The organism is Pseudomonas sp. KH_024_B2 (assembly GCF_057839965.1).
This window is the reverse complement of record NZ_CM174502.1, coordinates 3,231,057-3,255,756: the sequence shown is the minus strand read 5'-3', so window position 1 is coordinate 3,255,756 and position 24,700 is coordinate 3,231,057. Positions and strand designations below refer to the sequence as shown.

Annotated in this window: 26 protein-coding genes and 1 pseudogene; 10 read left to right on the top strand and 17 right to left on the bottom strand. The window is 57.8% G+C overall.

Annotated features, from left to right (window positions below):
• Nucleotides 1-40: 40 nt before the first annotated feature.
• The 5 genes from fapB to AC3I0A_RS15180 all read right to left on the bottom strand — a co-directional run bounded on the left by fapB (nucleotide 41) and on the right by AC3I0A_RS15180 (nucleotide 4,440).
• On the bottom strand, nucleotides 41-619 hold the full coding sequence (gene fapB, locus AC3I0A_RS15200; RefSeq protein WP_489372760.1) for a fibril amyloid subunit FapB: 579 nt from the start codon (nucleotides 617-619) through the stop codon (nucleotides 41-43).
• Between the two features lies 1 nt (nucleotide 620).
• A complete protein-coding gene (fapA, locus tag AC3I0A_RS15195; RefSeq protein ID WP_489372758.1) occupies nucleotides 621-1,076 on the bottom strand; it encodes a fibril amyloid chaperone protein FapA in 456 nt (151 codons plus the stop codon).
• A 347-nt stretch (nucleotides 1,077-1,423) separates the two neighbouring features.
• Complete coding sequence (locus AC3I0A_RS15190; protein ID WP_489372756.1) at nucleotides 1,424-1,948, bottom strand: AAA family ATPase; 525 nt, start codon at nucleotides 1,946-1,948, stop codon at nucleotides 1,424-1,426.
• Nucleotides 1,945-2,508, bottom strand: a complete 564-nt coding sequence (pnuC, locus tag AC3I0A_RS15185; protein WP_489372754.1) for a nicotinamide riboside transporter PnuC — start codon at nucleotides 2,506-2,508, stop codon at nucleotides 1,945-1,947. The genes AC3I0A_RS15190 and pnuC overlap by 4 nt, the downstream gene beginning before the upstream one ends.
• A 297-nt stretch (nucleotides 2,509-2,805) precedes the next feature.
• On the bottom strand, nucleotides 2,806-4,440 hold the full coding sequence (locus tag AC3I0A_RS15180) for a methyl-accepting chemotaxis protein (RefSeq protein WP_489372752.1): 1,635 nt from the start codon (nucleotides 4,438-4,440) through the stop codon (nucleotides 2,806-2,808).
• Between the two features lie 261 nt (nucleotides 4,441-4,701).
• Here AC3I0A_RS15180 and AC3I0A_RS15175 point away from each other — a divergent pair, with 261 nt between their 5' ends.
• Nucleotides 4,702-5,532, top strand: a complete 831-nt coding sequence (locus tag AC3I0A_RS15175) for an undecaprenyl-diphosphate phosphatase (RefSeq protein ID WP_489372751.1) — start codon at nucleotides 4,702-4,704, stop codon at nucleotides 5,530-5,532.
• Nucleotides 5,529-5,957, top strand: coding sequence for a DUF1294 domain-containing protein (locus AC3I0A_RS15170; protein WP_489372749.1), 429 nt, complete (start codon nucleotides 5,529-5,531; stop codon nucleotides 5,955-5,957). The genes AC3I0A_RS15175 and AC3I0A_RS15170 overlap by 4 nt, the downstream gene beginning before the upstream one ends.
• Here AC3I0A_RS15170 and AC3I0A_RS15165 read toward each other — a convergent pair.
• Entirely contained in the window at nucleotides 5,954-6,313 is a 360-nt protein-coding gene (locus AC3I0A_RS15165; protein WP_489372748.1) for an MmcQ/YjbR family DNA-binding protein, read from the bottom strand. The two genes, AC3I0A_RS15170 and AC3I0A_RS15165, sit on opposite strands and share 4 nt — an antisense overlap.
• Nucleotides 6,310-7,218: a LysR substrate-binding domain-containing protein gene (locus AC3I0A_RS15160; protein ID WP_489372746.1), complete on the bottom strand. Its 909-nt coding sequence runs from the start codon at nucleotides 7,216-7,218 to the stop codon at nucleotides 6,310-6,312. The genes AC3I0A_RS15165 and AC3I0A_RS15160 overlap by 4 nt, the downstream gene beginning before the upstream one ends.
• Before the next feature lie 129 nt (nucleotides 7,219-7,347).
• On the opposite strand from AC3I0A_RS15160, the gene AC3I0A_RS15155 reads away from it, so the two are divergent.
• On the top strand, nucleotides 7,348-7,959 hold the full coding sequence (locus tag AC3I0A_RS15155; RefSeq protein ID WP_489372744.1) for an FMN-dependent NADH-azoreductase: 612 nt from the start codon (nucleotides 7,348-7,350) through the stop codon (nucleotides 7,957-7,959).
• A gap of 168 nt (nucleotides 7,960-8,127) precedes the next feature.
• Here the strand turns inward: AC3I0A_RS15155 and AC3I0A_RS15150 are convergent, their stop codons facing one another.
• Together AC3I0A_RS15150 and AC3I0A_RS15145 are read right to left on the bottom strand one after the other, a co-directional pair.
• Nucleotides 8,128-9,312, bottom strand: coding sequence for an MFS transporter (locus tag AC3I0A_RS15150; RefSeq protein WP_489372743.1), 1,185 nt, complete (start codon nucleotides 9,310-9,312; stop codon nucleotides 8,128-8,130).
• Nucleotides 9,313-9,605: 293 nt separating this feature from the next.
• Nucleotides 9,606-11,195 (bottom strand): ABC-F family ATPase, encoded by a 1,590-nt coding sequence (locus tag AC3I0A_RS15145; RefSeq protein ID WP_419117330.1) that lies wholly within the window; start codon nucleotides 11,193-11,195, stop codon nucleotides 9,606-9,608.
• 435 nt (nucleotides 11,196-11,630) lie between these two features.
• Between AC3I0A_RS15145 and AC3I0A_RS15140 the strand changes: the two genes are divergently transcribed.
• Nucleotides 11,631-11,936, top strand: a complete 306-nt coding sequence (locus tag AC3I0A_RS15140; RefSeq protein ID WP_489372741.1) for a hypothetical protein — start codon at nucleotides 11,631-11,633, stop codon at nucleotides 11,934-11,936.
• 77 nt (nucleotides 11,937-12,013) lie between these two features.
• On the top strand, nucleotides 12,014-12,484 hold the full coding sequence (locus AC3I0A_RS15135) for a hypothetical protein (RefSeq protein ID WP_489372739.1): 471 nt from the start codon (nucleotides 12,014-12,016) through the stop codon (nucleotides 12,482-12,484).
• Nucleotides 12,485-12,916: 432 nt separating this feature from the next.
• On the opposite strand, the gene AC3I0A_RS15130 is transcribed toward AC3I0A_RS15135, so the two are convergent.
• Nucleotides 12,917-13,405 carry a hypothetical protein gene (locus AC3I0A_RS15130; RefSeq protein WP_489372738.1) on the bottom strand — a complete coding sequence of 163 codons (489 nt, stop codon included), beginning with the start codon at nucleotides 13,403-13,405 and terminating at the stop codon, nucleotides 12,917-12,919.
• 169 nt (nucleotides 13,406-13,574) lie between these two features.
• Here AC3I0A_RS15130 and AC3I0A_RS15125 point away from each other — a divergent pair.
• Nucleotides 13,575-13,838 (top strand): annotated as a pseudogene (locus AC3I0A_RS15125) (preprotein translocase subunit YajC); the annotation flags it as partial.
• A 143-nt stretch (nucleotides 13,839-13,981) separates the two neighbouring features.
• Here the strand turns inward: AC3I0A_RS15125 and AC3I0A_RS15120 are convergent.
• Nucleotides 13,982-14,395, bottom strand: coding sequence for a DoxX family protein (locus AC3I0A_RS15120; protein ID WP_489372736.1), 414 nt, complete (start codon nucleotides 14,393-14,395; stop codon nucleotides 13,982-13,984).
• A gap of 180 nt (nucleotides 14,396-14,575) precedes the next feature.
• Between AC3I0A_RS15120 and AC3I0A_RS15115 the strand changes: the two genes are divergently transcribed.
• Entirely contained in the window at nucleotides 14,576-14,818 is a 243-nt protein-coding gene (locus tag AC3I0A_RS15115) for a hypothetical protein (RefSeq protein WP_489372735.1), read from the top strand.
• A 202-nt stretch (nucleotides 14,819-15,020) separates the two neighbouring features.
• Here the strand turns inward: AC3I0A_RS15115 and ligD are convergent, their stop codons facing one another.
• Together ligD and ku are read right to left on the bottom strand one after the other, a co-directional pair.
• Complete coding sequence (gene ligD / locus AC3I0A_RS15110) at nucleotides 15,021-17,555, bottom strand: DNA ligase D (RefSeq protein WP_489372734.1); 2,535 nt, start codon at nucleotides 17,553-17,555, stop codon at nucleotides 15,021-15,023.
• A 32-nt stretch (nucleotides 17,556-17,587) separates the two neighbouring features.
• Entirely contained in the window at nucleotides 17,588-18,463 is an 876-nt protein-coding gene (ku, locus tag AC3I0A_RS15105; RefSeq protein ID WP_489372732.1) for a non-homologous end joining protein Ku, read from the bottom strand.
• Nucleotides 18,464-18,678: 215 nt separating this feature from the next.
• Here ku and AC3I0A_RS15100 point away from each other — a divergent pair, with 215 nt between their 5' ends.
• Entirely contained in the window at nucleotides 18,679-19,056 is a 378-nt protein-coding gene (locus tag AC3I0A_RS15100) for a hypothetical protein (protein WP_489372731.1), read from the top strand.
• 52 nt (nucleotides 19,057-19,108) lie between these two features.
• Complete coding sequence (locus AC3I0A_RS15095) at nucleotides 19,109-20,254, top strand: PQQ-dependent sugar dehydrogenase (RefSeq protein WP_489372729.1); 1,146 nt, start codon at nucleotides 19,109-19,111, stop codon at nucleotides 20,252-20,254.
• A gap of 180 nt (nucleotides 20,255-20,434) precedes the next feature.
• On the opposite strand, the gene AC3I0A_RS15090 is transcribed toward AC3I0A_RS15095, so the two are convergent.
• The gene (locus AC3I0A_RS15090; RefSeq protein WP_489372728.1) at nucleotides 20,435-20,755 is read right to left on the bottom strand and encodes a DUF2834 domain-containing protein; all 321 of its coding nucleotides are present in this window, start codon (nucleotides 20,753-20,755) and stop codon (nucleotides 20,435-20,437) included.
• A gap of 350 nt (nucleotides 20,756-21,105) precedes the next feature.
• Between AC3I0A_RS15090 and AC3I0A_RS15085 the strand changes: the two genes are divergently transcribed.
• Nucleotides 21,106-21,378: a DUF1652 domain-containing protein gene (locus tag AC3I0A_RS15085; protein WP_489372726.1), complete on the top strand. Its 273-nt coding sequence runs from the start codon at nucleotides 21,106-21,108 to the stop codon at nucleotides 21,376-21,378.
• Between the two features lie 95 nt (nucleotides 21,379-21,473).
• Here the strand turns inward: AC3I0A_RS15085 and AC3I0A_RS15080 are convergent, their stop codons facing one another.
• The 3 genes from AC3I0A_RS15080 to xylB all read right to left on the bottom strand — a co-directional run bounded on the left by AC3I0A_RS15080 (nucleotide 21,474) and on the right by xylB (nucleotide 24,558).
• Complete coding sequence (locus tag AC3I0A_RS15080) at nucleotides 21,474-21,740, bottom strand: DUF2790 domain-containing protein (protein ID WP_489372724.1); 267 nt, start codon at nucleotides 21,738-21,740, stop codon at nucleotides 21,474-21,476.
• Between the two features lie 369 nt (nucleotides 21,741-22,109).
• Complete coding sequence (locus tag AC3I0A_RS15075) at nucleotides 22,110-23,048, bottom strand: carbohydrate kinase family protein (RefSeq protein WP_489372722.1); 939 nt, start codon at nucleotides 23,046-23,048, stop codon at nucleotides 22,110-22,112.
• 13 nt (nucleotides 23,049-23,061) lie between these two features.
• Entirely contained in the window at nucleotides 23,062-24,558 is a 1,497-nt protein-coding gene (gene xylB / locus AC3I0A_RS15070) for a xylulokinase (protein ID WP_489372720.1), read from the bottom strand.
• Between the last annotated feature and the right edge of the window lie 142 nt (nucleotides 24,559-24,700).

Here is a 24,700-nt window from a genome sequence, read left to right as displayed (position 1 = left end):
CTAAATGCACTTCGTTTAGCCTAATCGCACTGCGTTCGGGTCAGTCAGCGACCCGGATGCTCAGGGTGTTAGCCATTCGGTTCCCCACCCCGGCACTCTGGTTCACCTGAATCACTCCCCGGCTGCCAGTGAATGCCTGGTCGCTGGTAACGACCTGGCGGCTGCCTTGCGAAGCGTCAGTTGCTCCCGAGTCTGGTAATAGCGCTACGTTCTGTTGGGACAGGACGCTGTCATCGATGCTTTGCGGTTGGGCACTGATGCTGATCCGCATCGCGTTGATCATTTGGTTGTTGGCCCCGGCGGACTGGTTGACGCCCAGCGCGCCGTTGCCATTGCTGAAAGAGCTGCCGCCAATGGTGGTCGTGGCATTCATGGATCGATCGGCACCAGTGGTGAGTTTTTGCTTCAGGCTACCGCCGGCCTGTGCCTGGGTATCGATAGCAATGGCCCGGCTGTTGATTTGTTGTTGCTGATCGCCGGCGGCCTGGTTGACGGTAAGGTTGCCGTGGTATTGCGCGCCCGAGTTCTGCAGGGTGGCGTTGTTCACCACAGGTACGGCGGAGTCGGCCATGGCCCAGGTACAACCGAGCAATGCCAGAAACAAAAGGGAGCGCTTCATCTCATTTCCCTCCGCCAATGTTGGACAGCGGAGAAAGGCCCACACCGATGGAACGGTTGATCGTTCCCGAGATCGCGTTGCCGCTGCCGCCACCGTGGCCAGCACTCATGCCGGGCATGCCGTTGGGATTGGTCACGACGTTGAGCCCTGGCAGGTTTGAACTGTTTGGAAGGTTATTGCCGCCGCGAATGGACGAACCGCTGCTGACCCCGGCAAAGTCGCCGTCACTCAATTCGGTGTTATTGGCCGACTGAATGACCCGCGCCGAGGGATTGGCACTGACGGTGGTCGGATAGGGGTCTTTTTGCAGTGGAGGTCTGCCGACGGCTTGTGGCTGCACATCGCGTCGCAGGACGATTGTGCCGTCATCAGTGGCCTGGGCCGGGAAGCTGAGTATCGAGCTGATGGTACAACCGATGAGCAGGAAGCGAGCAAAACCCGTATTGATAGTTCCCACGGCGAAAATCCTTCTCTATGCGCTGGCCCTATTCAGCGATATGAAGGAAAGAGCAGAAGTTGTGCCGCTTTCGGTTTTTACTTGTTAATCAGCGGGTTGTGTTTAAACGCTGAAACTTTTTCAGGTTCAGGTGTTCCAGCTGTGAGACAGATAAACTTTCAGTAACTACCTGTACACAGCGTGGAACTATGAATCAGGCATTGACGAAGAGGTGTATCAAACGATTAACAATCGTAATGACAATGTAGTGAACCCGCGTGGGGAGGGTGTTTTTGTGAGCAACGAGTGTTTCAGGAATGGACACATCCTCAAGCAAATGGAGGTTTTATGTCTCTATTTGAGCAGGATCAGCGAGCGAGCAGTTTTTCGACGGCATTGAACGCCTGCTTGCGGCGTTCCTCCCAGTCACCCCTGATCACCTGAAAGGGTTGTTGATGCTGCTGCAACCAGACCAGACTGGCGTCGAAAAAGCACTGGCGTTCAGTCAGCTCGGGCTGGCAGCGCTGACCGTCATCGGTCCAGTCGACGCCTTCGGGTGACAGCAACAGGTGCAGATCGTAATGCCGGGATAACAATGCCTGTTCGACCCAGTCTGGACAGTCACCAAACAGGGTCCGGCTCCAGAGCATATTGCTCAGCAGATGGGTATCGAGAATCAGCAAGGCCGGTAATTGTGCCCGGGCCTCGTCTTCCCGGGCCAGCTGTCCGTTGGCGATGTCCGGGATATCGGCCAGGCAGGTGTCGCGCAGATTCTGCTCAATGAAATAACGCACATACTCACCCACCAGCACCCCGCCGAAGCAGGCTTGCAGCTCGGCCGCCAGCCAACTCTTGCCGCTGGACTCCGGGCCGCTCAAGACCAGTACTTTCATGTGCGCAACGCCGGATCGGCGCGCCATTCCCGCCAGCCTTGCACCGCCAGCAGCATAAATATGCCGTAGAGCGCGGCGGTCAGGTACATACCTTTATAGACAAACAGACCGACGAAAATCACATCGAGCGCGATCCACAGCGGCCAGCACTGTATGCGTTTCTGCGCCATCCACAGCTGCGCGACCAGACTGAATCCTGTCAGCGCGGCGTCCAGCCAAGGCTGAGCCGCATCCGTCCAGTGGGCCATGGCGGCCCCCAGCAGCAGGCTGCCGACTGCACCAACAGCAAGACCGAGCAGCATGGGTTGAGTGTCCAGCTGACTGATTTGCCGTCCATGATGAGCCTCGCCCGCACGAGTCCATTGCCACCAGCCATAGAGCTGCAGCGCGGCATAGATCACCTGCAAAAGCATGTCCGAATACAGCTTCACCTCAAAGAAGATCCAGCTGTAGAGCAGCACCATGACCAGGCCGATCGGCCAGCACCAGGGGTTTTGTTTGACTGTCAGCCAGACGGCGATAACACCCAGCGCGGCGGCAAACAGTTCAAGCCCGGACATGCGGATTCCTTGGAGGAGTTGAAGAGGGTGGATTGTAACCAGAGAGTGCGCCGGCGCGTTAGCCTGCGGGAGTTAGCGCAAATTTTCAGTTGGGTGGCATTTGTGGCGAGGGAGCTTGCTCCCGCTGGGGCGCGCAGCGGCCCTAAAACCTGCAAGCCGGCTCTGCCAGACAGACCGCATGTACAGGCTTTACGACTGCTGCGCAGCCGAGCGGGAGCAAGCTCCCTCGCCACAGTTGACCGTCCGACAATAGATTTTCGTTAACTGACCGGGCAAGCACCCTTCGCCACAAAAACATCACACGCGAAACTGGCGCAACAACCCGTTCAACTGCTCACTGAGCTCTTTGAGGTGCAGGCTGGCGACACTGGACTGCTCGGCGGCCAAGGCGGTGCCATGGGACAGGCCGGCAGCCTGGGTGACGTTCTGGTTGATGTCCTCGACCACCTGCGCCTGTTGCAATGTCGCGCTGGCAATCGAGGCATTCAGGCCGTTGAGATTGCGCAAAGCCTGGCCGATGGCGTTCAGGCTGGCACTGGCCAGACCTGTCTGTTCGATGGTCAGTTGCGATGCCCGACTACTGTCGCTGATGACTTTGACTGCAGCCTCGGAGTGATTCTGCAGGCGCTCGATCATCGACTGAATCTCGGCCGTGGATTTTTGCGTACGCTGGGCCAGCAGCCGGACTTCATCGGCGACCACCGCAAAACCACGGCCTTGCTCACCGGCTCGCGCTGCTTCGATCGCGGCGTTGAGCGCCAGCAGGTTGGTTTGCTCGGCGATGGAGCGGATCACCTCGAGTACGCTGCCGATCTGCGTGCTTTCTGCCGCCAGCGTGCGGATAACCTCGACGGCCTGATCGATGGTGGTCGAGAGCTGGTCGATCTGCTGCAAACTGCCATCGATATTCACCTGGCCTTGCTGAGCCTGTACCTCGGCGTCACGCATTTCGCTGGCCGCATGCTCGGCGTTTTTCGCCACGTCCTGCACGCCGTAAGTCACCTCGTTGATTGCCGTGGCCACCCGTTCCATTTGCCGGGATTGCTGTTGGCTGCGTTCCTGAGCCTGTGCGGCGTTGCTGCCCAGATCCACGGAGGACTGACCGAGGGCGCTGGCGGATATTTGCAACTGGCTGATGACCTGACGCAGCTTGGCCGTGAAACCGTTGAAGTGCCGGGCCAATTGAGCGACTTCATCCTGCCCGTGGGTATCGAGGCTGCGGGTCAAATCGCTTTCTCCGCTGGCGATATTGGCCATGGCCTGCACCGCTTCCTGCAGGGGGCGCACAATGCTGCGGGCGATCAAGGTCACCAGCAGCGCCATGATCAGCGCAATGGCGAGCCCGATGAACGAGGCTTCCCCTACCTGGCCATAGAACTCGGCCTGCATGTCATCGATGTAGACACCGGAACCAAGAATCCAGCCCCAAGGTTCGAACAGCTGTACATAGGAGGTTTTCTGAACCGCAGCGCTGGCGCCTGGTTTTGGCCAGCGGTAGTTGACCATGCCGGCGCCTTTGGCCTTGGCGATGCTCACCATCTCGTTGAACAGCGCATAGCCGTCAGGATCCTTGATCCCGGACAGATCCTGGCCTTCGAGTTTTGGATTAGTCGGGTGCATGAGCATCACCGGCTTGAGATCGTTGATCCAGAAGTAGTCGTTCTGCTGATAACGCAAACCGCGAACAACGCTCAGCGCCTGTTTCTGCGCAGCATCACGGCTCAAGGTGCCAGCGGTTTCCAGGCCATGGTAATAAGCCAGTACCCCATTGGCGGTTTGCACTACGTGCTGGGTCTTCTGCGCCTTGGCCTGGTAAAGGTCATCATGAATCTGCTTGAGCATCACCACGCCCAAGGTCAATAGCATCAACACCGCCACTATCAGGATGAGCCACAACCGACGACTGATCGACACACTGCGCAAGCTATTCATAACCCGTTACTCCCGATTCTTATTCTTGTAATAAATGCCGCCAGCCCTACCCAAGTCTGCTAACGCGACAGCGTTAATCGGGTATGTCTGATAGGATTTCGGCCGCGCGCGGAAAAACCTGAGTCTGGTATGGTTTTTTACCGAATTTTTACGGTTCCTGTTGATCTGATGCGCGCAGAAATTTAGCTGCGCTAGCGAAGCAAACGCTATGGAAAATATTAACGAGGCATGCCTGGAGGCATCGCTTCATTTGGGGGATTGATGGATCTTTGGACTGCCGCTCAGGCATTGATTTTAGGGATTGTAGAGGGACTGACGGAATTTCTGCCCATTTCCAGTACCGGGCACCAGATTATTGTCGCCGACTTGCTCAATTTTGACGGTGAAAGGGCCATGGCCTTCAACATCATCATCCAGCTGGGGGCGATTCTGGCGGTGGTCTGGGAGTTTCGCCGCAAGATCTTCGACGTTGTCGTCGGGTTACCCACAAAACCCAGCGCTCAACGATTCACCATCAATCTGCTGATCGCCTTTTTGCCGGCGGTGGTGTTGGGCGTGATTTTCGCCGACCTGATTCACCACTACCTCTTTAACCCGATTACCGTGGCGACAGCGCTGGTGACAGGCGGGATCGTCATGCTCTGGGCCGAGCGTCGCCAACATGAAGTGCATGCTCACAGCGTTGACGAAATGACCTGGAAAGATGCGCTGAAAGTCGGCTTTGCCCAATGCCTGGCGATGATTCCCGGTACTTCGCGTTCCGGCTCGACCATTATCGGCGGCTTGCTGTTCGGCTTGTCGCGCAAAACCGCCACGGAGTTTTCGTTCTTTCTGGCGATGCCGACCATGGTCGGAGCGGCAGTGTACTCGGGCTATAAATACCGCGACCTGTTCCAGCCAAGTGACTTTCCGGTGTTTGCCCTTGGCTTCGTCACCGCATTCATCTTTGCGATGCTTTCGGTCAGGGGGCTGCTCAGGTTCATTGCCAGCCACAGCTATGCGGTGTTTGCCTGGTATCGGATTGCCTTTGGCCTGGTGATCCTCGCCACCTGGCAGTTCGGCTGGGTCGACTGGGCGGCGGCGAAACCGTGATCGAGCCCCGGCCCCGCGGCAACTCCGGGCAAAAGTCCGGGATTGTCATCCGCTACCCGCGATTCAAAGGGCTGGTCTTTCTCGGTCTATGTGTATTACCGGGCTTCGGCTCGGTGCTGCTATGGCTTCGCGATATCTCGCTGATTCCTTTGGCAGCCTACGGGATCGTCAGCCTGCTGGCGTTCTTCCTGTACTGGAGCGACAAACGCAAGGCCAGCGCCGACAGGTGGCGCACTCCGGAAAACGTTCTGCATGCAGTGGAGCTGGCCGGTGGCTGGCCGGGCGCTTTGTTGGCCCAGCAGCTGTTTCGGCACAAGACGCGCAAGGTCTCCTATCAACTGGTGTTCTGGGTGATCGTGCTGTTGCACCAGGTGTTCTGGATCGACTGGTTGTTTCTTGGCGCCACTGTGTTTTCCCTGTTCTAGAGCTGTAAGCCGATCTGCGCGCGCTTGGGCAACTTGCTGACCACCAATTGATGGGAGCGTTGCAACAAGCCTTGCAGCTCATCGGTGGCCAGCGGGTAGGGCGTTTCCATGATGATCCACTGCGCCCGTGCCAGATAAGGCGCAGGATGAATGCCCGGGCGGTCGACATGGCCGAGAAACAGCTCCTTGTCGACCTTGAAGGCCAGCGACGCACCCCGCAGGTTCTGCAGCGCAAACATCTTGTTCCCGGCAATCGAGAACACCCGCACGCCCCCCCACTTGTAGTCTTCCCTGGCGCCGGGCAGTGCCAGGCAGAAGTGAGCCACGTCCTCTTCGGTCATGGGTCTGGCTTTCATAGCCGTCGATCTCCGCAGCTTTTGAACGACTCGGTCAAATGATCAATCCAGGCGCGCACCGCTGGCAGCACGCCGCGCCGATGAGGGTAGACCGCTTGCAGCCAACCGCCAGGCAGCGACCACTCGGGCAGTAACTGAACCAGTTGACCGTTTTCCAGTTCCTGTTCGCAATACATCATCGGCAGGGTAGTAAAGCCCAAACCAGCCAGTGTGCAGGCTTTGCGCACGATGAAATCATCGACCCCCAGGCGTGCTTCGAGCGCCAACTCAAAGGCCTGCCCCTGGGCATCGAGCAGACGCAGGTGAACCAGGCGATCAGCTTCCAGAGCACCCAATACCGGAACACTCTTCAAGTCTTCGGGGGTGTTGATCTGCCGCTCGCGGACAAAAGCCGGGGTGGCAACCATGATCGTCTGGGCCTGACGCAGGCGTCGGGTGACCAGCAACGGGTCTTCATCGCCCAATTCCCTGACTCGCAAGGCGACGTCTATGCCTTCGGTCACCAGGTCGACTCTGCGGTTGAGCAGCATCATCTCAAGCTGAACTTGCGGGTATTTCTCAAGAAAGGTGCTGGTCACCACCGGCCAGAATTCATGGGCCAGCCCCACCGGGCACGACACCCGCAAACGTCCACGGGGTTCACTGGACATGCTGGCGACCGCCTCGTCGGCCATTTCCGCCTCCAGCAACATGGCCTGGCAGTGCCGAAGGTAACGTTCACCGACCGCTGTCAGTTTCAATTGACGGGTAGTGCGCTGCAGCAATCGGGCATTCAACCGCTCCTCCAGCTCGGCAATACGCCGGGACAAGCGCGACTTCGGAATGCCCAGCATGCGCCCGGCGGCGGCAAAACCACCGGCTTCGACGACCTTGGCAAAATAGTAAAGATCATTGAGGTCTTGCATGGTCAACACTCGACTGTTCTATCAGTGAGACGAACTATCGCATCAATGCCGTCTAATCAGCTATTGGTTTCACCTGTAGGATTGTCCTCAATTGATCGCCCGGTGGCGATCCTCACTTGGAGATCCCACATGAAACTTCTGCATATCGATTCGAGCATCCTCGGCGACAACTCCGCTTCCCGTCAGCTCAGCCGCAGCGTCGTCCAAGCCTGGCAAGCCGCTGAACCGGCAGCCGTGGTGACTTACCGCGATCTGGCGAGCGATGCCATCAGCCATTTCTCCGCCACCACCCTGGTTGCCGCTGGCACTACCGCTGAACTGCGCGACGCCGCGCAACAGCACGAAGCCGAGCTGAGCGCGCAGGCCCTGGCCGAATTCCTCGCGGCTGACGCCGTGGTCATTGCCGCGCCAATGTACAACTTCACCATTCCAACCCAATTGAAAGCCTGGATCGACCGTATCGCGGTGGCCGGCCAGACCTTCCGTTACACCGAAGCCGGCCCTGAAGGCCTGTGCGGCAACAAGAAAGTCGTGGTGGTGTCGACTTCCGGCGGTTTGCATGTCGGTCAAGCGACTGGCGTTGCCCACGAAGAGTATTTGAAAGTCATGTTCGGCTTCCTCGGCATCACTGACATCGAATTCGTCCGTGCCCATGGCCTGGCCTATGGTGACGAAGTCCGCGTCAAAGCCATGAGCGATGCTCAGGTGCAGATCAGCGAGCAGTTGTTCGCTGCCGCGTAAGGCTTGTGTAAAGGCGTAAGCCGCTCGGTTAACAGCCGCTAAACTCCATACCTTGGCCGTCAGTAGACGGTCAGGGTATGGAGTTTTTTGTTTCTGGCGTTTCAGGTGTTGGCCCAGGTTATGCGGTCGTGGCACTTTGAGGGCGTGGATGCCGATCAATAACAGCTCCTACGCGGACCGGTGTTTCAGTAGCAAGGTCAAACCCAGCCCGGTCACCGACAACATCGCCGCGCAGAAAAAAATCCACGAGTAACCCAGGTTCAGCGCCACGGCGCCCATCAACGGCCCGGCAATCGCCAGCGCCAGATCGAAAAACACCGCATAAGCACTCAGGCCCGCGCCGCGACTGGTACTTGGTACTTGCTTGATCGCTTCGACACCCAAGGCTGGGTAGACCAGCGACAAACCGAATCCGGTCATCCCGGCACCCAACAGGGCATAGCCAGTCGATGGTGCAAGCCAAAGCAATACCAGGCCCAGGGTTTCGATACACATACAGGCGATCGCCGCCGTGAAGCCGCCGAATCGGCTGATGCTGGAGATAAAGAGCAGTCGCGCCAGAATAAAACACACGCCGAATACCGTCAGGCAGTAAGCGGCGCCGGTCCAGCCACGGCTGACATAGAAGAGCGTAATAAAGGTGGTCAAGGTGCCATAGCCGATCGATGCCAGGCTCAGGCTGGCGCCATACGGGGCAATGCGCCCGAACACGGCCCAAAACGGCAGGCGCTCGCCGCTGATGACGGGCACCGAGGGCTTGTTGCGGATCAGCAGCAAAGCCATCGCTGCCAGCAATGACAGGGCAATGCCCAGACTGGCGAAGCCCAATTCACCGACCATCACCACGCCCAGCGGTGCGCCAATGGCGATGGCGCCATAAGACGCGATGCCATTCCAGGAGATCGAGCGGGCCGTATGTTCCACGCCGACTTGGCCCATGCACCAACTGATGGTGCCGACCCCGATCAAGCCTTGGGCGATACCCAGCAGCAAGCGGCCGCCGATCAGAATCAACAGACTCAGCAGCGGCAAACTTTGCAGCAAGGTCGAAACCAGCGTCAGCCCGCCACTCAAGACAATCCCCAGCAACCCATAGATGATTGCGCGCTTGGTGCCGATGCTATCCGACAGGCGTCCCGCCATGGGGCGGCTGAGCAGGGTGGCGAGGTATTGCGAGCCGATGGTCAGCCCGGCCACCACGGCACTGAAACCCAGTTGTTCATGGACATAACCGGGCAGCACAGCGATCGGCAGGCCGATGCAGAGAAAGGCGATAAAGGTATAGAAGACGATGGCGACGATCTGCAGGGTGATCGCCGTCGAGCTGAGTAGGGGCGTTTGCTGCGCAGACATGAGGGCTCGTTCGCGGGCGGGCGGTTGGAGAACTGCATCATGGCGCGGGAGTGGGATAAAAGAAAGCAGGCTAACGATTTGTTTAGTTGTGGTGCCTTTCAGACCGCTATCGCGAGCAAGCTCGCTCCCACATTTGATCTCTGGTGTTCACAAGTAGTGTGTCCACAGGAGATCCAGTGTGGGAGCGAGCTTGCTCGCGATGATCCTGAGACCACTGAAGATACAAGCCCAAAAACACAAAAGCCCCGTCACAAGGACAGGGCTTTGGCTTGAAGCTATGCGTTGGTGCTAAATCAGAACACCACGCCCTGGCTACGCAGGTAGTCGTCGTAGGTGCCGCTGAAGTCCATCACACCGCTCGGGCTCAGCTCGATGATGCGGGTTGCCAGGGACGATACAAACTCACGGTCATGGCTGACGAAGATCAGCGTGCCCGGGTAGTTTTCCAGCGCCAGGTTCAGCGCCTCGATGGATTCCATGTCCAGGTGGTTGGTCGGTTCGTCCATGATCAGCACGTTCGGCTTTTGCAGAATCAATTTGCCGAACAGCATGCGGCCTTGCTCACCACCGGAGATGACCTTGACCGACTTGAGGATCTCGTCGTTGGAGAACAGCATGCGGCCCAGGGTGCCACGAACCACTTGCTCGCCTTCCTTGGTCCAGCGACCCATCCAGTCGAACAGGTTGGATTCGTCTTCGAAGTCAGACGCGTGATCCTGTGCGTAATAGCCCAGCTCCGCCGCTTCGGTCCATTTCACTGTGCCGGCATCCGGGCTCAGTTCGTTGACCAGAGTACGCAGCAGGGTGGTCTTGCCGATACCGTTCGGGCCGATGATCGCCACGCGCTCGCCGGCTTCGACGGTGAAGCTGAAGTCCTTGAACAGCGTCTTGCCATCGAAGCCTTTGGCCATACGCTCGACGATGACCGCCTGGCGATGGATCTTCTTGGTCTGGTCGAAGCGGATGAACGGGCTGACCCGGCTCGACGGCTTGACTTCGGCCAGCTGGATCTTGTCGATCTGCTTGGCGCGGGAAGTGGCCTGCTTGGCTTTCGAGGCGTTGGCCGAGAAGCGGCTGACGAACGATTGCAGCTCGGAGATCTGCGCTTTCTTCTTGGCGTTGTCCGAGAGCAGCTGCTCGCGGGACTGGGTGGCCACGGTCATGTACTCGTCATAGTTGCCCGGGAACAGGCGCAGCTCGCCGTAGTCCAGGTCAGCCATGTGGGTGCAGACACTGTTCAGGAAGTGTCTATCGTGGGAAATGATGATCATCAGGCTGTTGCGCTGGGTCAGAATGTTTTCCAGCCAGCGAATGGTGTTGATGTCCAGGTGGTTGGTCGGTTCGTCGAGCAACAGCACTTCAGGATCGGAGAACAACGCCTGGGCCAGCAACACGCGCAGTTTCCAGCCCGGCGATACTTCGCTCATCGGGCCGTTGTGCTGCTCGATGCCGATACCCAGGCCCAACAGCAGCTCACCGGCACGGGATTCGGCGGTGTAGCCGTCCATCTCGGCGAACTCGGTTTCCAGCTCGGCCACGGCCATGCCGTCTTCTTCGGTCATTTCCGGCAGCGAGTAGATGCGATCGCGCTCGGCCTTGACCTTCCACAGCTCTTCGTGACCCATGATCACGGTGTCAAGCACGGTGAATTCTTCGTAGGCGAACTGGTCCTGGCGCAATTTACCCAGACGTACGTTCGGCTCCAGCATCACCTGGCCACCGGAAGACTCCAGATCGCCGCCGAGGATCTTCATGAAGGTCGACTTGCCGCAACCGTTGGCGCCGATCAGGCCATAACGGTTACCAGCACCAAATTTGACCGAAACGTTCTCGAATAACGGCTTGGCGCCGAACTGCATCGTGATGTTCGCTGTGGAGATCAATTACCTTACCTATCAATGGTTTAGAGCTGGCTTATGTCTGCTGAAACCGATTTTTCAACCCTCTGGAGCTTTCCAGTCCGGTTCAGGTTCAGTCTTAGCTTGATTCGAGCCAGCAGGCATACGTCGACAGCAACATCTGGACGCGCTGGCCAGGTTGCTGAGCAATAAATGCGGGGGTCATGGTGGAATTTGGGGCGCATTATCGCATATGTGAGAGGGTAGTTGTACGGCGATCGGTAATGGTTTTTCAGCGCCCGATCGCCGGGTGCCCGCCGTGATCTCCCGGCCATCCATCCAAAGCTGCGCATATTCAAGGCCCGAGATTGAAATGGCCCAAGCTGCCGTTGCGCGCCTGCCTCTGCCTTCAGCGCAATAGGTGAGGGGCTATGCTGAGGATTGATCAGATCGAGAAGGTGAACCCTTCAAGGTGAGCCCATGGTGCATTATGTGGTTACAGCCGTTCGAATCAACGATGACGACGAAATAGAGCTCTTCATGTGGGCAAAGACTGACCCCAGCGTCAGCAGGGGAAGGCTTCTTGAAAAGCCGCACATAGCTTCGATGGAAGACATCATTGCGGCTATTCGCGATGGCGACGTTGTTGAGATCACATTCGAAGCGGGCATCGGGACGGTGTCAGGTGGAAAGCTACTGGAGGGTCACTTGCAAAGTGGTGAGGTGACCGTAACCGAAGAGCGTGCTGTTCCAGGCAGAATGATTGGCGACCTACCAAGATTTTAAATCGTTTCAACTACCCGTCTGCCAGCGAGGATGCAATGGATAAATATCCGAAGGGAACGCTAAACTTAGAGCCACTCATGAAATTCATTGATCACATGCCAAACAGTGGCGATGTTGAGCTGGCTTTATTGAAATCACATCTTTTAATTGAGGAAGTGTTAACTCACATTCTTTTAAAGAAGGCGCAAAATCCTCAACATCTGAAAAAGACACAGATATCATTTTCCTCAAAAGCTACGCTGGCTCGTTGTTTTAGCGACCTTGACGGCTCCCCGTGGATTTGGACGGCTCTGAAGAAACTAAACTCGGCTCGCAACTCGCTGACTCACGATTTAGATCGGAATGACTTTGCCAATAAGCTGGAAGATTTTGTGAGTTACGTTGAGACCACCCAAGGGAAAATAGATCCAAGCCTCGTCAGCGAAAAAATATCAAGCTTCCACTATGCAGTTTTCAACCTTTATTCTGCTCTTTCCGCGTACGCTCATTTTGATCCCGCAGCCATGGGGGTTCTGACGATTTTAGGGTTAGGAAAGAAAAACCCATAACTGCGCAATCGATCAACTCGGCGTGAAGTGCTCGTCGCCAGGGTCTTTGCGCATAACATTCTGGTTGATTCGGTAGAGCAGGGCAGGGAGGGGATCGTTTGGTATGGCTTATTCCTCCATTGAGAGAGGAAAGCGTAGTCCAGGATCAAAAGCTGGCGCACCTTCAACAAATCGCAGACAACAAAAAGCCCGCACGTAGCGGGCTCTCTGCCGATGGGGCCAAATCATTTGGCTGGATGTAGCCTGCACCTCTGGTTGTGAAGAAAGCGTGAAAAGGTGCAGATACGAAAAAGCCCGGCGCTGGGCCGGGCTCTCTATAGAAGGGGCCAAATCCTTTTGGCTGACCGCATTGTGCCTGGAAGGTGTGACAAAGGCATGACAGGGCAGATCGGCAAAAGGCCCGCGCCAGACGGGCCTGGGTACTCTGTGTCGTTAGCCTTTCTTCTTTGTGCACTCATCCATATTCCTATAGGAGAAGCTCACAATTGCCGAGACATTAGGCTCAGAACCTAAAAATTCACTGGAAATCTCTATCAGGTCGTCGCCTAGCTTGTACTTATCCGCTGACCAGACAACGCCCCGGGGGACCTTGTCATCCTTCACGGGCACTCCGTATCTGGATTTAAGCTCCAGAATAGCGGGTGAGGCCGTTTGACTCACATCATCGAAGAGCAGCTGGACCAGGCATAAATCACCTTCTGCGCTAAAAACGTATTTGTACGAGTCCGCTTGCGCCTTCATGGATGGAGCTTGCTTTGATGAATACACAGTGACCCCTGTATTGTTCGATCCAGAAGCCTCAAGCACGGCATATTTTTCAATCTGATCTTTCTTCAGGCCCATCTTTGTGCCGGCAGGCCCATTCCATGGTCCGGAGTCGCTGCATCCTGGCAGCCACAGCATCAAAGAAAGAATCAGCATTCCCCGAACCATAAATATCTCCTCTTATCGGCTTAAGACAGGCGGGCACCTCACAGCAAAAAGCCCGGCGCTGGGCCGGGCTTGGGACGACCAATCCCGACTGGATGACATGCAGGTCGACTCAGCGCGCAATCATACCCCACCAGAGCACATCTCCAGGATCGGGGGCCGCTATTCAAACTACAAATGCTTTCTGCGCATGCACTTCAAAGGCGACCAACTCACCCTCTACCCGCTCAAGTTGGAGAAGGTCTGCCGGCGCTGGTCCCTGGCACCGGGCGTCGCCAGGCTGGCGAAGGTGCAGCGCACCTGGAGGTTGCGGGCAACGCCTGGAAGCACCGGCCCGCGCTTCGTGCCAGCCTCGGGTGCGCTCGAACCGCAGTTGATCGAGCCACCCATCATAGTGAATCATCTTTTCCAACAGCGGGCATAGACGAGCTAACAGAGAGCGAGCTCACCTCCACTATTTCAAAGTAGAGCGCAACGTTTGTGCCTGGTCATGCCTCTGGCTCCCGCCGTTTCGCCATGGGGCACGGGATCAGAGGCTATAGCGTGATTCGAGAGATGCGCGCGCAGCTATCTGCCATCAATCGAATATCTACCCGCGCCTGTAATACCCAGAAGCAGCAAGCCGCCCATGATGCTGAGATTCTTGAAGTACAGGGCCATGTTGGCTGCGCGTTCCGGATCAGCCATGGTCCAGAAGTGGTGTCCGATCAGTGCCGTGCCGAGTACGAACAAGGCGAAGAGAAAGGCCAGCGGACGGGTGTAGAAGCCCAGGATGATCGCTATGGCGACAAAGAACTCCATGACTACCGCAACTCCCGCAGCGAGCATCGGCACAGGGGCGCCGAGTGAGGTCATGTAACCAACGGTACCGTCAAAGTTAGTCAGCTTGTTCCAGCCGGCCATGATGAAAAGGATCATCAGAAGAATGCGGGCGAGCAGGATGATCACGTCTCTTTGGTTCTCGAACAGGTTGTATCTCATGACGAGTTTCCTTTGATAGTGGCAGTTTTACATTAGCACCTGCTGAAAAGTTTGCCGGATCGCAACAAATGTGTGAGGGCAGTTATATGGCGGCCGGTATCGGATTCTCAGTGCCTGCTTCGAGTGGCGCGAGGGTAAAGGGTGTGCCTTACTGAGCATTGAATTCAGGAGGATGCGGTGATGACCGAGCGCCATATAGATCACCACGAAGGGCTATCAAACGGCTGCAGAATCGAGGTGCACGCGAAGATCCTCAGGGATGGCTCCCTGCAGCTGGTCATCGATGCGTACAAGCCGGATGGGGCACCCATCGTTGAGGGCTACGCGCCAGCGGTCCATCACCTGGACATGGAGGCTGCTATGGATTTGGCGATAGAGATCGCCAGACGCATTGGCAATGGCGAAAAACCTCCCGCGCCCTGATGCCCGCGATTTTTATTTTGATCTGAAACATTCGAAATGCCGATTACGCTATCGCGAGCAAGCTCGCTCCCACATTTGATCTTCGTTTGTCTGCATTTATGAGCACGACGCAAAACCAGTGTGGGAGCGACGGTGCGGCGATCCGACTTGCTCGCGATGAGGCCGGAACATTCAGCAAAAAAATCCCATCAAGACACCGCTCTCACGGGTTCCTGCCCCCCAGCTTCTCCCACATCTTTTTTGTAATCTTCTGCCGATGGGCATAGCCCGCCCAAGGATCGGTTTTCAATCCCTCCAGCCGCTCGGGCAACGTATGGATATCCCAGTGCTGAGAGTTGTGCAGTTCACCCAACTCCTCACGGGCAATGGGCACCGAGACCGGCAATCCGGGCCGGGCACGTACCGAATAGGCCGCCACCGTGCTGGCACCACGGGTGTTGCGCAGGTAATCGATAAAAATTTTCCCCACCCGGTTTTTTGGCCCCATGGTCGCGGTAAAACGTTCCGGCAGTTGCCGGGTCAAGAACTGCGAGATGGCTTTGGCGAATGCCTTGACCGTATCCCAGTCGTCCTTGCGGGCTAACGGCACGATCACGTGCATGCCTTTGCCGCCGCTGGTTTTGAGAAACGCCTCGAGGCCCAGCTCGTCCAGCACCGAGAGGGTCAGCTGGGTTGCTTCAACCATGCTTTTCCAGGGCAGCGCTGGGTCGGGGTCCAGGTCGAGGACGAAGCAGTCTGGCGTTTCAATCTGGTCGTTGGTTGCACCCCAGGTATGCAATTCGATGGCGCCCATTTGCGCGGCGCCGATCAGTGCCTTGGTACTGTCGATTTCCATCAGGCGCGCGTGTCCGGGATCCAGTGCCGGATCGAGGTGTTTGATATTCGGGATCGCCAGCCGCTCGGCATGTTTCTGGAAAAACTGCTCGCCACCGACGCCATCCGGTGCCCTGAGCAGGGAGACCGGCCGATTGCGCAGATGTGGCAGTATCCAGTCGCTGATGGTGTTGTAGAACTCAGCCAGTTGCAGCTTTTGCGTGCCGCTTTGCGGGTCGATCAGCCGGTCTGGATGAGTGATCTTGATCCCGGCAACGATGGCGGTGGTTTTTCGGCTGTTGGACAAGGCGGATTTTTCAGCGTTGGGTTGTGTCGCGTTAATCGATTGCGGCTGTTCGCGAATAATTTCCTTTGCCGGTTTATCGTTGCGCATGGCAATAAACGCCGCCTGGCGAACCACGCCTTCGCGGGTCCACTGTGCGAATTCGACCTCGCAGACCAACTGCGGCTCGATCCAGTGAACCCCGCGAGCTTGAGAGGAGGTGATGGCCTTGGCCAAAGGCGATGAGTCGCGCTCAAGCGCCTGCATCTGCTCATGAAGCCGCTTCAGGGTCGCCTGGTCGAAGCCGGTACCGACCCGGCCGGCGTATACCAGCCCTAAGTCATCATTGACTGCCAGCAGTAATGCGCCAAAGCCACTGCGCGAACCTTGCGGACCGGTGTAGCCCACCACCACGAACTCCTGGCGCAACCGGCATTTGAGCTTGATCCAGTCGGCACTGCGCCGCGACACGTATGAGCTGCCGGCACGCTTGCCGATCAAACCCTCCAGCGCCAGTGCGCAGGCACTTGCGAGGATATCAAGAGGGTGCGCCGCAAATGCCTCGGAGAAACGCAACAGCTTGCTGGCTTGACGCCCCATAGCCTTCTTCAGGGCTGCACGACGTTCCTCCACAGGAGACTCGCGCAGGTCGACGCCGTCGAGGAACGGTGCATCGAACAGGTAATAGATAATGTCGACGCTGCGACCGATCTCGAACGCGTTTTGCAGCGCCTGAAAGTCCGGCAAGCCTTGATCGTTGAGCACCACCATTTCGCCATCGAGCCAGCTGTCCTCGAGTTTCAACGCGGCCAGCGCCTTCGCTTGCAACGGCAGCTTTTCGGTCCAGTCGTGACCGTTGCGGGTCAGCAGGCGCACCTCGCCGTCGGCGATACGCGTGAGGATGCGGTAGCCGTCGAATTTGACTTCATAGGTCCAGTCACCGGCCGGGGCCTGGTCCATCAGCGTTGCCAGTTGTGGCGCGAGGCTTTCGGGAAGGGCGCAGGTGTTCTTTTTCACGGCTTTGGCGCTGGGAGATTGGCTGGCCTTGGCCGCCTTTGGTTTTTTATCGCCCACGGTTGCACCGCTCAACACGCTTTTGGGTTGCGCCTGGACGATGTCGTATTCGCTGATTGGCCGTGCCTGCCGGTCGTGTTCCTTGATCAACAGCCACTGCTCCTTGTCGCCGCTGCCCTTGAGGTGGGTTCTGACCAGGGCCCAGTCGCCCGCGAGCTTCTCGCCGATCAGCGTGAACTTCAGTTTTCCGGCCTTATAGGTCGCCTCGGGGTCGCCGTGGGGTTGCCAGACGCCTTGGTCCCAAACGATCACGTCACCCGCGCCATATTGTCCGGCGGGAATCGTGCCCTCAAAACTGCCATAGCTCAGCGGATGGTCTTCGACGTGGACGGCCAGACGTTTTTGCGTCGGATCCAGGCTTGGACCTTTGGGCACCGCCCAGCTTTTCAGGGTGCCGGCCAATTCCAGGCGGAAGTCGTAATGCAGGTTGCGCGCATCGTGTTTCTGGATGACGAAACGCAGGGACGCGGTGGTCTTCCTGCCCTTGGCGGAAGGTGTTGCGTCCGAGGGCTCGGAGGTGATGTCGAAGTTGCGTTTGCGGCTGTACTCACTCACAGGTTTGGCCATGAAGAACTCCCTTGTGCAGACCCGCGAGGCGTTCAGCCGCGCGAGGTCTTCGTGGCCTTTTTGGCTGGGGCGGTCTTGCCGGCAGGCTTGCCTGACCTGGACGTGGATTTACCCGGTGCTTTACCCGCCAGGCTGCGTCTGAGCAACTCGGTCAGGTCGATCACATCGGCAGTTCTGCGCTCTTCTTCACCGGTATCGGCTTCGACGGTTTCGATCTTGCCTTCGCGGGCTTTTTGGTCGACCAGTTGCATGATCTTGTCCTCGAAGCTGTCGCGGTACTCGTCCGGTTGCCAATCGGCACTCATGTCCTCCACCAGACGTTTGGCCATATCCAGCTCGCCCTTGGCCAGGTCGGGCTTGGTCACGTCGCTGCCCAGGGCCAGCTCGTCGAGGCTGCGCACTTCGGCCGGCCAGCGCAGCATCACCAGCACCAGGGCCGATTCGAGCGGCATCAGCGCCGCAAGATGTTGGCGGGTATGCAGCACCACTTGGGCGAGGGCGACCTTGTTGGTGTTATTCAGGGTTTCGCGCAGCAAGGCATAGACCTTGCCGCCGCGCTTGTCGGGTGCCAGGAAATACGGAGTGTCGATGTGTTGCAGCGGGATTTGCTCGCTGTCGACAAAGGCAAAGATGTCGATGGTCTGGGTCGACTTGGGATGCGCCGAGCGAATTTCCTCTTCGCTGAGGACCACGTAGCGACCTTTTTCGTACTCCACGCCTTTGACGATGTGTTCCATGGTCACTTCCTTGCCGGTGACTTTGTTGACCCGCTTGTAACCCACCGGGTCCATGCTGCGTGAATCCAGCCAGGAGAAATCGACCCCGTGGGAAGAGGTGGCCGAGACCAGCGCCACCGGGATATACACCAGCCCGAAACTGATTGCGCCTTTCCAGATTGCCCGTGCCATCGCCGTAGTCCTGCAAGCCTCTAATGTTCAGGTGACCTGTGGCGCGCGGCAAAGTTTCAGTCGGTTGCGGCCAGGGATTTTCCGGCGGATCAGCGGTCTTGAGAGTTCGTGTTACATGTTCCGAGGGACTTTTTGTTAACAAATCCGAACCCGGCGCGTAGCGTGTTATCGAAGGGAAAGTTTTTGGCGTCTTGGCTACACAAAGGAGGTATCCAATGAACAGGCTTGTGCTCAGATTCATAGTGCTGGCATTGAGTGGTTTGCTGAGCAGCCTGGTCCAGGCCCGACCAGAAGCACTCACGTCAGAGGATGCCGCGCGCCAACCCATGGTCCTTGCCCAGAATCTACCGGGCAGCAGCGACAATCCTTACAACAGCCCGATCCGTCGGGCCAATCCCAACAGCATGCAGGGCACTCGGCCCAGCGCCCCGACGGTTCGCTCGCCGAATTTCGTGCCAGTGCCGCGTCCACCGACCCTGGAAAACGGCGGCATCCGCAATGGCTATCCACGCAACGGTTCTGAGCCGGGCGCGGTCAGACCCATTATCCAGCCACAATCGGCCCCAAGAGATTCGAATGACAGCAAGCGTTGAGCGGTGGACGAGGAAGTCTTGCCGGTCATTTTTTCGACAAAAGGAATCGTGCATGTTGCGTAAAACTCTTCTGGCAACCCTCTGTGCCAGCGCTCTGGTGACGGTGCCGGCCTTTGCCGCTCAAAACCAGCAGTTTCAAAGCGAGCAAGGCACCCTCAGTGCAACCCGGATCACCAAAGGTCTTGAGCATCCATGGGCGCTGGCATTCCTGCCGGACAAAAAAGGCATGCTGGTGACCGAAAGGCCGGGCAACCTGCGCCTTGTCAGTCCTGAAGGCAAACTGTCCGCCCCGCTGAGCGGAGTGCCAAAGGTTTGGGCCAAAGGGCAGGGTGGTCTGCTGGATGTGGTGCTGTCGCCGGCTTTCAACGAGGACCGCATGGTCTATCTCTCGTATGCCGAAGGCGGTGGTGAGGGGGGGACTGCTGGAACCGCGGTCGGTCGTGGGCGATTGTCCGAAGACTTGAGCCAATTGAAGGATTTCAAGGTGATCTTCCGTCAGGAGCCGAAGCTTTCCACCGGACTTCACTTCGGCTCGCGGCTGGTGTTCGACCGCGACGGCTATCTGTTCATTACCCTGGGCGAAAACAACGATCGGGCAACGGCCCAGGACCTCGACAAGCTCCAGGGCAAAATCGTGCGGATCTATCCTGACGGTAAAGTGCCGGACGATAACCCCTTTGTCGGTCAGCAAGGCGTACGCCCGGAAATCTGGTCCTATGGCCATCGCAATCCGCAAGGCGCAGCGCTGAACCCCTGGAGCGGTACGCTCTGGGAAAACGAACACGGGCCCAGGGGCGGTGATGAAGTCAACATCGTCGAACGCGGCAAGAACTACGGCTGGCCGCTGGCGACCCACGGCATCAATTACTCGGGCGGGCCGATACCGGAAGCCAGGGGCAAAACCGCCGAAGGCACCGTGGCACCACACCATGTCTGGGAAAAATCCCCGGCCATCAGTGGCATGGCGTTCTACGACGCCGACCGATTCAAAGTCTGGCAGCACAACCTGTTTATCGGAGCGCTGGTATCCCGGGAGCTGATCCGCCTGCAATTCGAGGGCGACAAGGTCGTCCACGAAGAACGTCTGCTCGGTGAGCTGAACGCGCGGATTCGGGATGTGCGGCAGGGCCCGGATGGTTACCTGTATGTACTGACCGATGAGGATGATGGGGCGTTGTATAGAATCGGGTTGGAGTGATCGACCCTAAGAACAGTGCTGATGCCTGTTAGTTAAGTAGATGGGCAGATGCAATCTACAGGGTGGGAGCGAGCTTGCTCGCGATGGCATCACCTCGGTGTTACAGACAAATCGTGTCGCCTGCATCGCGAGCAAGCTCGCTCCCACATTGGATTGTCTTCGCATCAAGCCCGCGTTCCGTTAGAAGACATTTGAGCTCGGCCCGCGAAGCCCCCGCATCACCAGATACAGCAACGGCCCAATGGACACGAAAACCGCGGTGATCAGCAGGTACGGCAGCACCGCAAGTACCGACTGACCACGACTGCGCGCATCCTTGTACATCCAGACGCAGGCCAGTGTCGCCAATAGATAGAGATCGATCACCACTTGCGCAGTATCCGGGCGGGACATCAGGCTGATACCAAAATCAATCAGCGACTGCTCGGCCTGTAACATCACCGAGACGGTATAGCCGGCGAAGGCGATGAGGGCGATCAAAGGGAGTGCGACAGCTTTCATGTATTCCTTCCTTGGGTAGATGAACCGGGTATTCAGCGTGGCAGGGGAGTCATCAAGAGAGTACCGGGCGCAGGAACGTAAAATAAATGCATGCATTCGAGTCTATTTCTTTATGCCAAAAAAGTCTTGGCAAGGCCAGTTCCAAAAAGCTTAGAAGGTAAATGAAGGCCTTTGAATCAACGATTAAAAAAAGCTGACAGGGATCGGAAAATCGGCCTACTCTAGGAATTGGCATTGGCTCTCCAGGGTCGGTGGAGCAATGCAGGAAGTCACTCAGCCCGGGTGGCTTGCGAATACACATGGTACTGACAAAAACTGATAGACAGTCTCCTGCTAAAGAGAGGGTCACGATGTTTCTTTCTGCCTTGGAAGTACGCCATATCATTGAAGGCAGTTTCCTGCCCAAGCGTTGCCAATGCACCTTGTCCCCGGATTTGTCGATGACGGTGAAGGTGTACGGCGACCACGAAACCGACCGCGTGGAATTGGTAGTCACAGGCATAAAAGCGGACCGCCTCAACGGATGCCGCGAGATTGGCGACCTGATCGCAGAGTTGCGCTACGACCTTGAACACAACCCAGGTAGCCACCCTTTCGTCGGCTTGGGGGCGAAACCGCATTAACCCATTGTTTGCGTGAGCCCGATTGATGCGCGCCTGGTCTGGATAAACCCCAGACCAAGCGCGATCTCGACTATTACCGCTAGCGGTTATGCCAGTCAGTTCTGATAAACGCAGGCATCCGACAGCTTGAGATAACTGATTTCCTTGAGCTCGCCTGCTATATCGATGAACTTCATGTTCGCGGTAATCACCTTGCACTCCATCGTTGACGGCTCGGTCATGGAAACTACTTTGGCCACATGCAACGGCATTCCGTAGTGATAGGGCACGGCTTGGGTGGTGGTGTCGGTGTCGGCCTGAACTGCACCGGCAAATGCAGAAAGGGCGAGGGCACCTGCAATCAGCAATGTACGACTGTTCATGAGAATTCTCCGAGCTGCTCTGAATCGTCAATCCGACGTTGAAACGACGTCGAACTTGCCGCGCAGGGCGTCAGGAATATTCTGCGCTAACGCGGTCCTGTTTAATTTTAGACTGCTGGATTAGCCAATAATTAAGTTGGGAGCTTGCAGCTTTTCTGAGGTGCGACAATCAGATTCGGACCAGGATTTGTGTTGCTTGTTCTACCGTCATCGCGAGCAGGTCGGATCGCCGCACCGTCGCTCCCACATTTGAATTGCGGTGTGCACACAATGTGTGGCTAACGCAGATTTAGTGTGGGAGCGACGGTGCGGCGATCCGACCTGCTCGCGATGACGTCAGAGCAGATCAAAGTAGATCTCGACCAGATCTCAATCGAGCTGATGCCGATACGGCAAATCCGGCCCGGTTTTGCTGCAGGTCAGGGCGGCGGCACTGACGGCGAAGGTGAGCATGGCGTTGATTTGCTCGCGGGTCAGGCGCTGCAGGCCTTCGATTGAGTCAAGTTGCTGTTCTGTGAGCCAGGCAATCAATGCGGCTTGAAAGGTGTCGCCGGCGCCCACGGTATCGGCCATCACCACGGAGCAGGCCGGCACCGACCAACTGCCATGGCGGCGGCTGAATACCGTTGCTCCCTGGCCGCCTCGGGTGAGGAATACCAACTGACAGCGGTGTTCCAGCCAGCTTTCGATCACGCTCTGCGGGTCACGCTCGGGGTAGAGCAGGTTCAGGTCTTCGTCGCTGACCTTGATCAGGTCGGCGTGCTCGACCAGCGTGCTGATGCGTTCGCGCCAGAGTCCGATATTCGGCTCAGGGTTGAGCCGCACGTTGGGATCGAGACTGATCAGGCGTTTGCCGCTTTCCCGGTGTACCAGGGCGAGCAGGGTGTCGGCAACCGGCTGCACCACCAGCGAGAACGAGCCGATATGCAGGCCACGAACCTCTGGCCCCAGTTCAGGCAAGTGTTCGACCTGTAGCTGACGATCGGCACAGCCTTCACCGCGGAAGCTGTAATGCGGCGAGCCATCGGCACCGACGGCGACCATCGCCAGCGTGGTGGGCGCGTCGAAGTCCAGCAGGTAGTCCGGGCGCACGCCTTCTTCGCGCAGCACTTGCTGCAAACGGCGGCCGAGGTAGTCGGTAGATAGCCCGGCAAACAGCGCCACGTCGATGCCCAAACGGCGCAAACCCAGCGCCACGTTGAACGGCGAACCGCCGGCAATTGCCTTGAAATTCACTTTTGAAGCCTGACCGCTGGCGTCGTTCTCACTGAAGAAATCGAACAGCGCCTCGCCACATACCAGATACATAGTCATTCGCTCTTTAAAGGGTTGCTACATGCTGTTGATAGCGTTCATAAACCTGTTGATAGGCGCTCACATTAGCCTCGATGGGCAAGGTTTCGCTGGCCGGATCGAGGCTGACACAGCGCTCGCACAGTTCAAGCAGGCTGTGTTCTGTTCCATTTACCCAGGACTCGCACCAGGCGGCCTGAATTGCCGCACCCAGGGCAGCGGCTTCGCTTTGTTCGGTGCAGATCACCGGGGTGTTCATGATATCGGCGACCATCTGTCGCCACAGTGGGCTTTTCGAGCCGCCGCCAATTAGCCGGATACTGCGGCTCTGCAAACCGTTATTGCGCAGCAGGTCCAGGCCATAGCGCAAACCGAAGGTGGTGCCTTCGACCACCGCACGGCACAGGTTGGCCTGGGTCAGGTTGCTCATGGTCAAGCCCAGCAGACTGCCGGTGGCATGGGGCAGGGCGGGAACCCGTTCGCCATTGAGGAATGGCAGCATGCACACGCCTTCGGCGCCGACAGGAGCCTCGGCGACCAACTGGTTGAAGCGTTCGATGTCCAGCTCGAACAGTTCACGAATCACTCCCGTGGCATTAGTCAGGTTCATGGTGCAGATCAAGGGCAACCAGCCGCCACTGGATGAGCAGAAGGTTGCCACCGACGCATCCGGGCTGACGTGCGGCTGTTCGGCGTAGGCATACACGGTGCCGGAGGAGCCGAGGCTCATGGTGATCGCGCCGGGCTGGATATTGTCGGTGCCAATGGCGCCCATCATGTTGTCGCCGCCGCCAGTGGATACCAGCGCTTTTGGATTGAGGCCCAACTGCTCGGCGATCCCCGGAAGGATCGTACCCAACGACTGATGGGCGTCAATCAGCTCGGGCAGGGCCGACTGCAAACGGCCGCTGGGGTCGATGTCACGCAGCAATTGCAAGTCCCATTGGCGAGTGCGCACATTGAAATAGCCAGTACCTGAGGCATCACCGTATTCGCTGCAACAGCGGCCGGTCAGCCAGTAGTTGAGGTAGTCGTGGGGCAGCAGGATATGGGCGATTCGGGCGAAGATTCTGGGGTGCTGTTCTTTGGTCCAGAGCAGTTTCGACACGGTATAACCCGGTGCGATGACCACGCCGAGCCGCTCCAGCGAGCCGCGTTCGCCGCCCAGATGAGTCAGCAGCCGGTCGTTCTGCGGGGTGGATTCGGTGTCGCACCAGAGTTTGGCCGGGCGCAGCACTTCACCCTGCTCGTCCAGTAGAACCAGGCCGTGTTGCTGGCCCGAGACGCCGATGCCGAGGATCTCCTGGCCGCTGACGTTTGCCGCGAGCAATGCCCGGCGGGTGGCGAGGATGAACGCCTCCAGCCACTGCGCGGTGTCCTGCTCACGGCGGCCATTGGCGCCGCTGATCATGCTGTGGGCTGCCGCACCCTGGCCCAGGACCTTGCCGCTGATCGAGTCGAGGACAAGGGCTTTGGTGCCTTGGGTGCCGCAGTCGATGCCGAGGAAGAGTGATTGGTTTGCCATGGAAAGACCTTGGTTCGTCAGTTCAATATCGTTGCTGCACAAATCGTTGTGACCGCTTCACGGTCATTCGCGAGCAAGCTCGCCCCCACAGGAATTCGCGCCAGCCTTCGATTGTGTGAACAACGAACAACCTGTGGGAGCG

Excerpts from the sequence above, each read along its gene's own strand:
- fapB (WP_489372760.1), bottom strand. The coding sequence starts at position 619 with ATGAAGCGCTCCCTTTTGTTTCTGGCATTGCTCGGTTGTACCTGGGCC.
- AC3I0A_RS15190 (WP_489372756.1), bottom strand. The coding sequence starts at position 1,948 with ATGAAAGTACTGGTCTTGAGCGGCCCGGAGTCCAGCGGCAAGAGTTGG.
- pnuC (WP_489372754.1), bottom strand. The coding sequence starts at position 2,508 with ATGTCCGGGCTTGAACTGTTTGCCGCCGCGCTGGGTGTTATCGCCGTC.
- AC3I0A_RS15180 (WP_489372752.1), bottom strand. The coding sequence starts at position 4,440 with ATGAATAGCTTGCGCAGTGTGTCGATCAGTCGTCGGTTGTGGCTCATC.
- AC3I0A_RS15175 (WP_489372751.1), top strand. The coding sequence starts at position 4,702 with ATGGATCTTTGGACTGCCGCTCAGGCATTGATTTTAGGGATTGTAGAG.
- AC3I0A_RS15165 (WP_489372748.1), bottom strand. The coding sequence starts at position 6,313 with ATGAAAGCCAGACCCATGACCGAAGAGGACGTGGCTCACTTCTGCCTG.
- AC3I0A_RS15160 (WP_489372746.1), bottom strand. The coding sequence starts at position 7,218 with ATGCAAGACCTCAATGATCTTTACTATTTTGCCAAGGTCGTCGAAGCC.
- AC3I0A_RS15155 (WP_489372744.1), top strand. The coding sequence starts at position 7,348 with ATGAAACTTCTGCATATCGATTCGAGCATCCTCGGCGACAACTCCGCT.
- AC3I0A_RS15150 (WP_489372743.1), bottom strand. The coding sequence starts at position 9,312 with ATGTCTGCGCAGCAAACGCCCCTACTCAGCTCGACGGCGATCACCCTG.
- AC3I0A_RS15140 (WP_489372741.1), top strand. The coding sequence starts at position 11,631 with ATGGTGCATTATGTGGTTACAGCCGTTCGAATCAACGATGACGACGAA.
- AC3I0A_RS15135 (WP_489372739.1), top strand. The coding sequence starts at position 12,014 with ATGAAATTCATTGATCACATGCCAAACAGTGGCGATGTTGAGCTGGCT.
- AC3I0A_RS15130 (WP_489372738.1), bottom strand. The coding sequence starts at position 13,405 with ATGCTGATTCTTTCTTTGATGCTGTGGCTGCCAGGATGCAGCGACTCC.
- AC3I0A_RS15120 (WP_489372736.1), bottom strand. The coding sequence starts at position 14,395 with ATGAGATACAACCTGTTCGAGAACCAAAGAGACGTGATCATCCTGCTC.
- AC3I0A_RS15115 (WP_489372735.1), top strand. The coding sequence starts at position 14,576 with ATGACCGAGCGCCATATAGATCACCACGAAGGGCTATCAAACGGCTGC.
- ligD (WP_489372734.1), bottom strand. The coding sequence starts at position 17,555 with ATGGCCAAACCTGTGAGTGAGTACAGCCGCAAACGCAACTTCGACATC.
- ku (WP_489372732.1), bottom strand. The coding sequence starts at position 18,463 with ATGGCACGGGCAATCTGGAAAGGCGCAATCAGTTTCGGGCTGGTGTAT.
- AC3I0A_RS15100 (WP_489372731.1), top strand. The coding sequence starts at position 18,679 with ATGAACAGGCTTGTGCTCAGATTCATAGTGCTGGCATTGAGTGGTTTG.
- AC3I0A_RS15095 (WP_489372729.1), top strand. The coding sequence starts at position 19,109 with ATGTTGCGTAAAACTCTTCTGGCAACCCTCTGTGCCAGCGCTCTGGTG.
- AC3I0A_RS15090 (WP_489372728.1), bottom strand. The coding sequence starts at position 20,755 with ATGAAAGCTGTCGCACTCCCTTTGATCGCCCTCATCGCCTTCGCCGGC.
- AC3I0A_RS15085 (WP_489372726.1), top strand. The coding sequence starts at position 21,106 with ATGTTTCTTTCTGCCTTGGAAGTACGCCATATCATTGAAGGCAGTTTC.
- AC3I0A_RS15080 (WP_489372724.1), bottom strand. The coding sequence starts at position 21,740 with ATGAACAGTCGTACATTGCTGATTGCAGGTGCCCTCGCCCTTTCTGCA.
- AC3I0A_RS15075 (WP_489372722.1), bottom strand. The coding sequence starts at position 23,048 with ATGTATCTGGTATGTGGCGAGGCGCTGTTCGATTTCTTCAGTGAGAAC.
- xylB (WP_489372720.1), bottom strand. The coding sequence starts at position 24,558 with ATGGCAAACCAATCACTCTTCCTCGGCATCGACTGCGGCACCCAAGGC.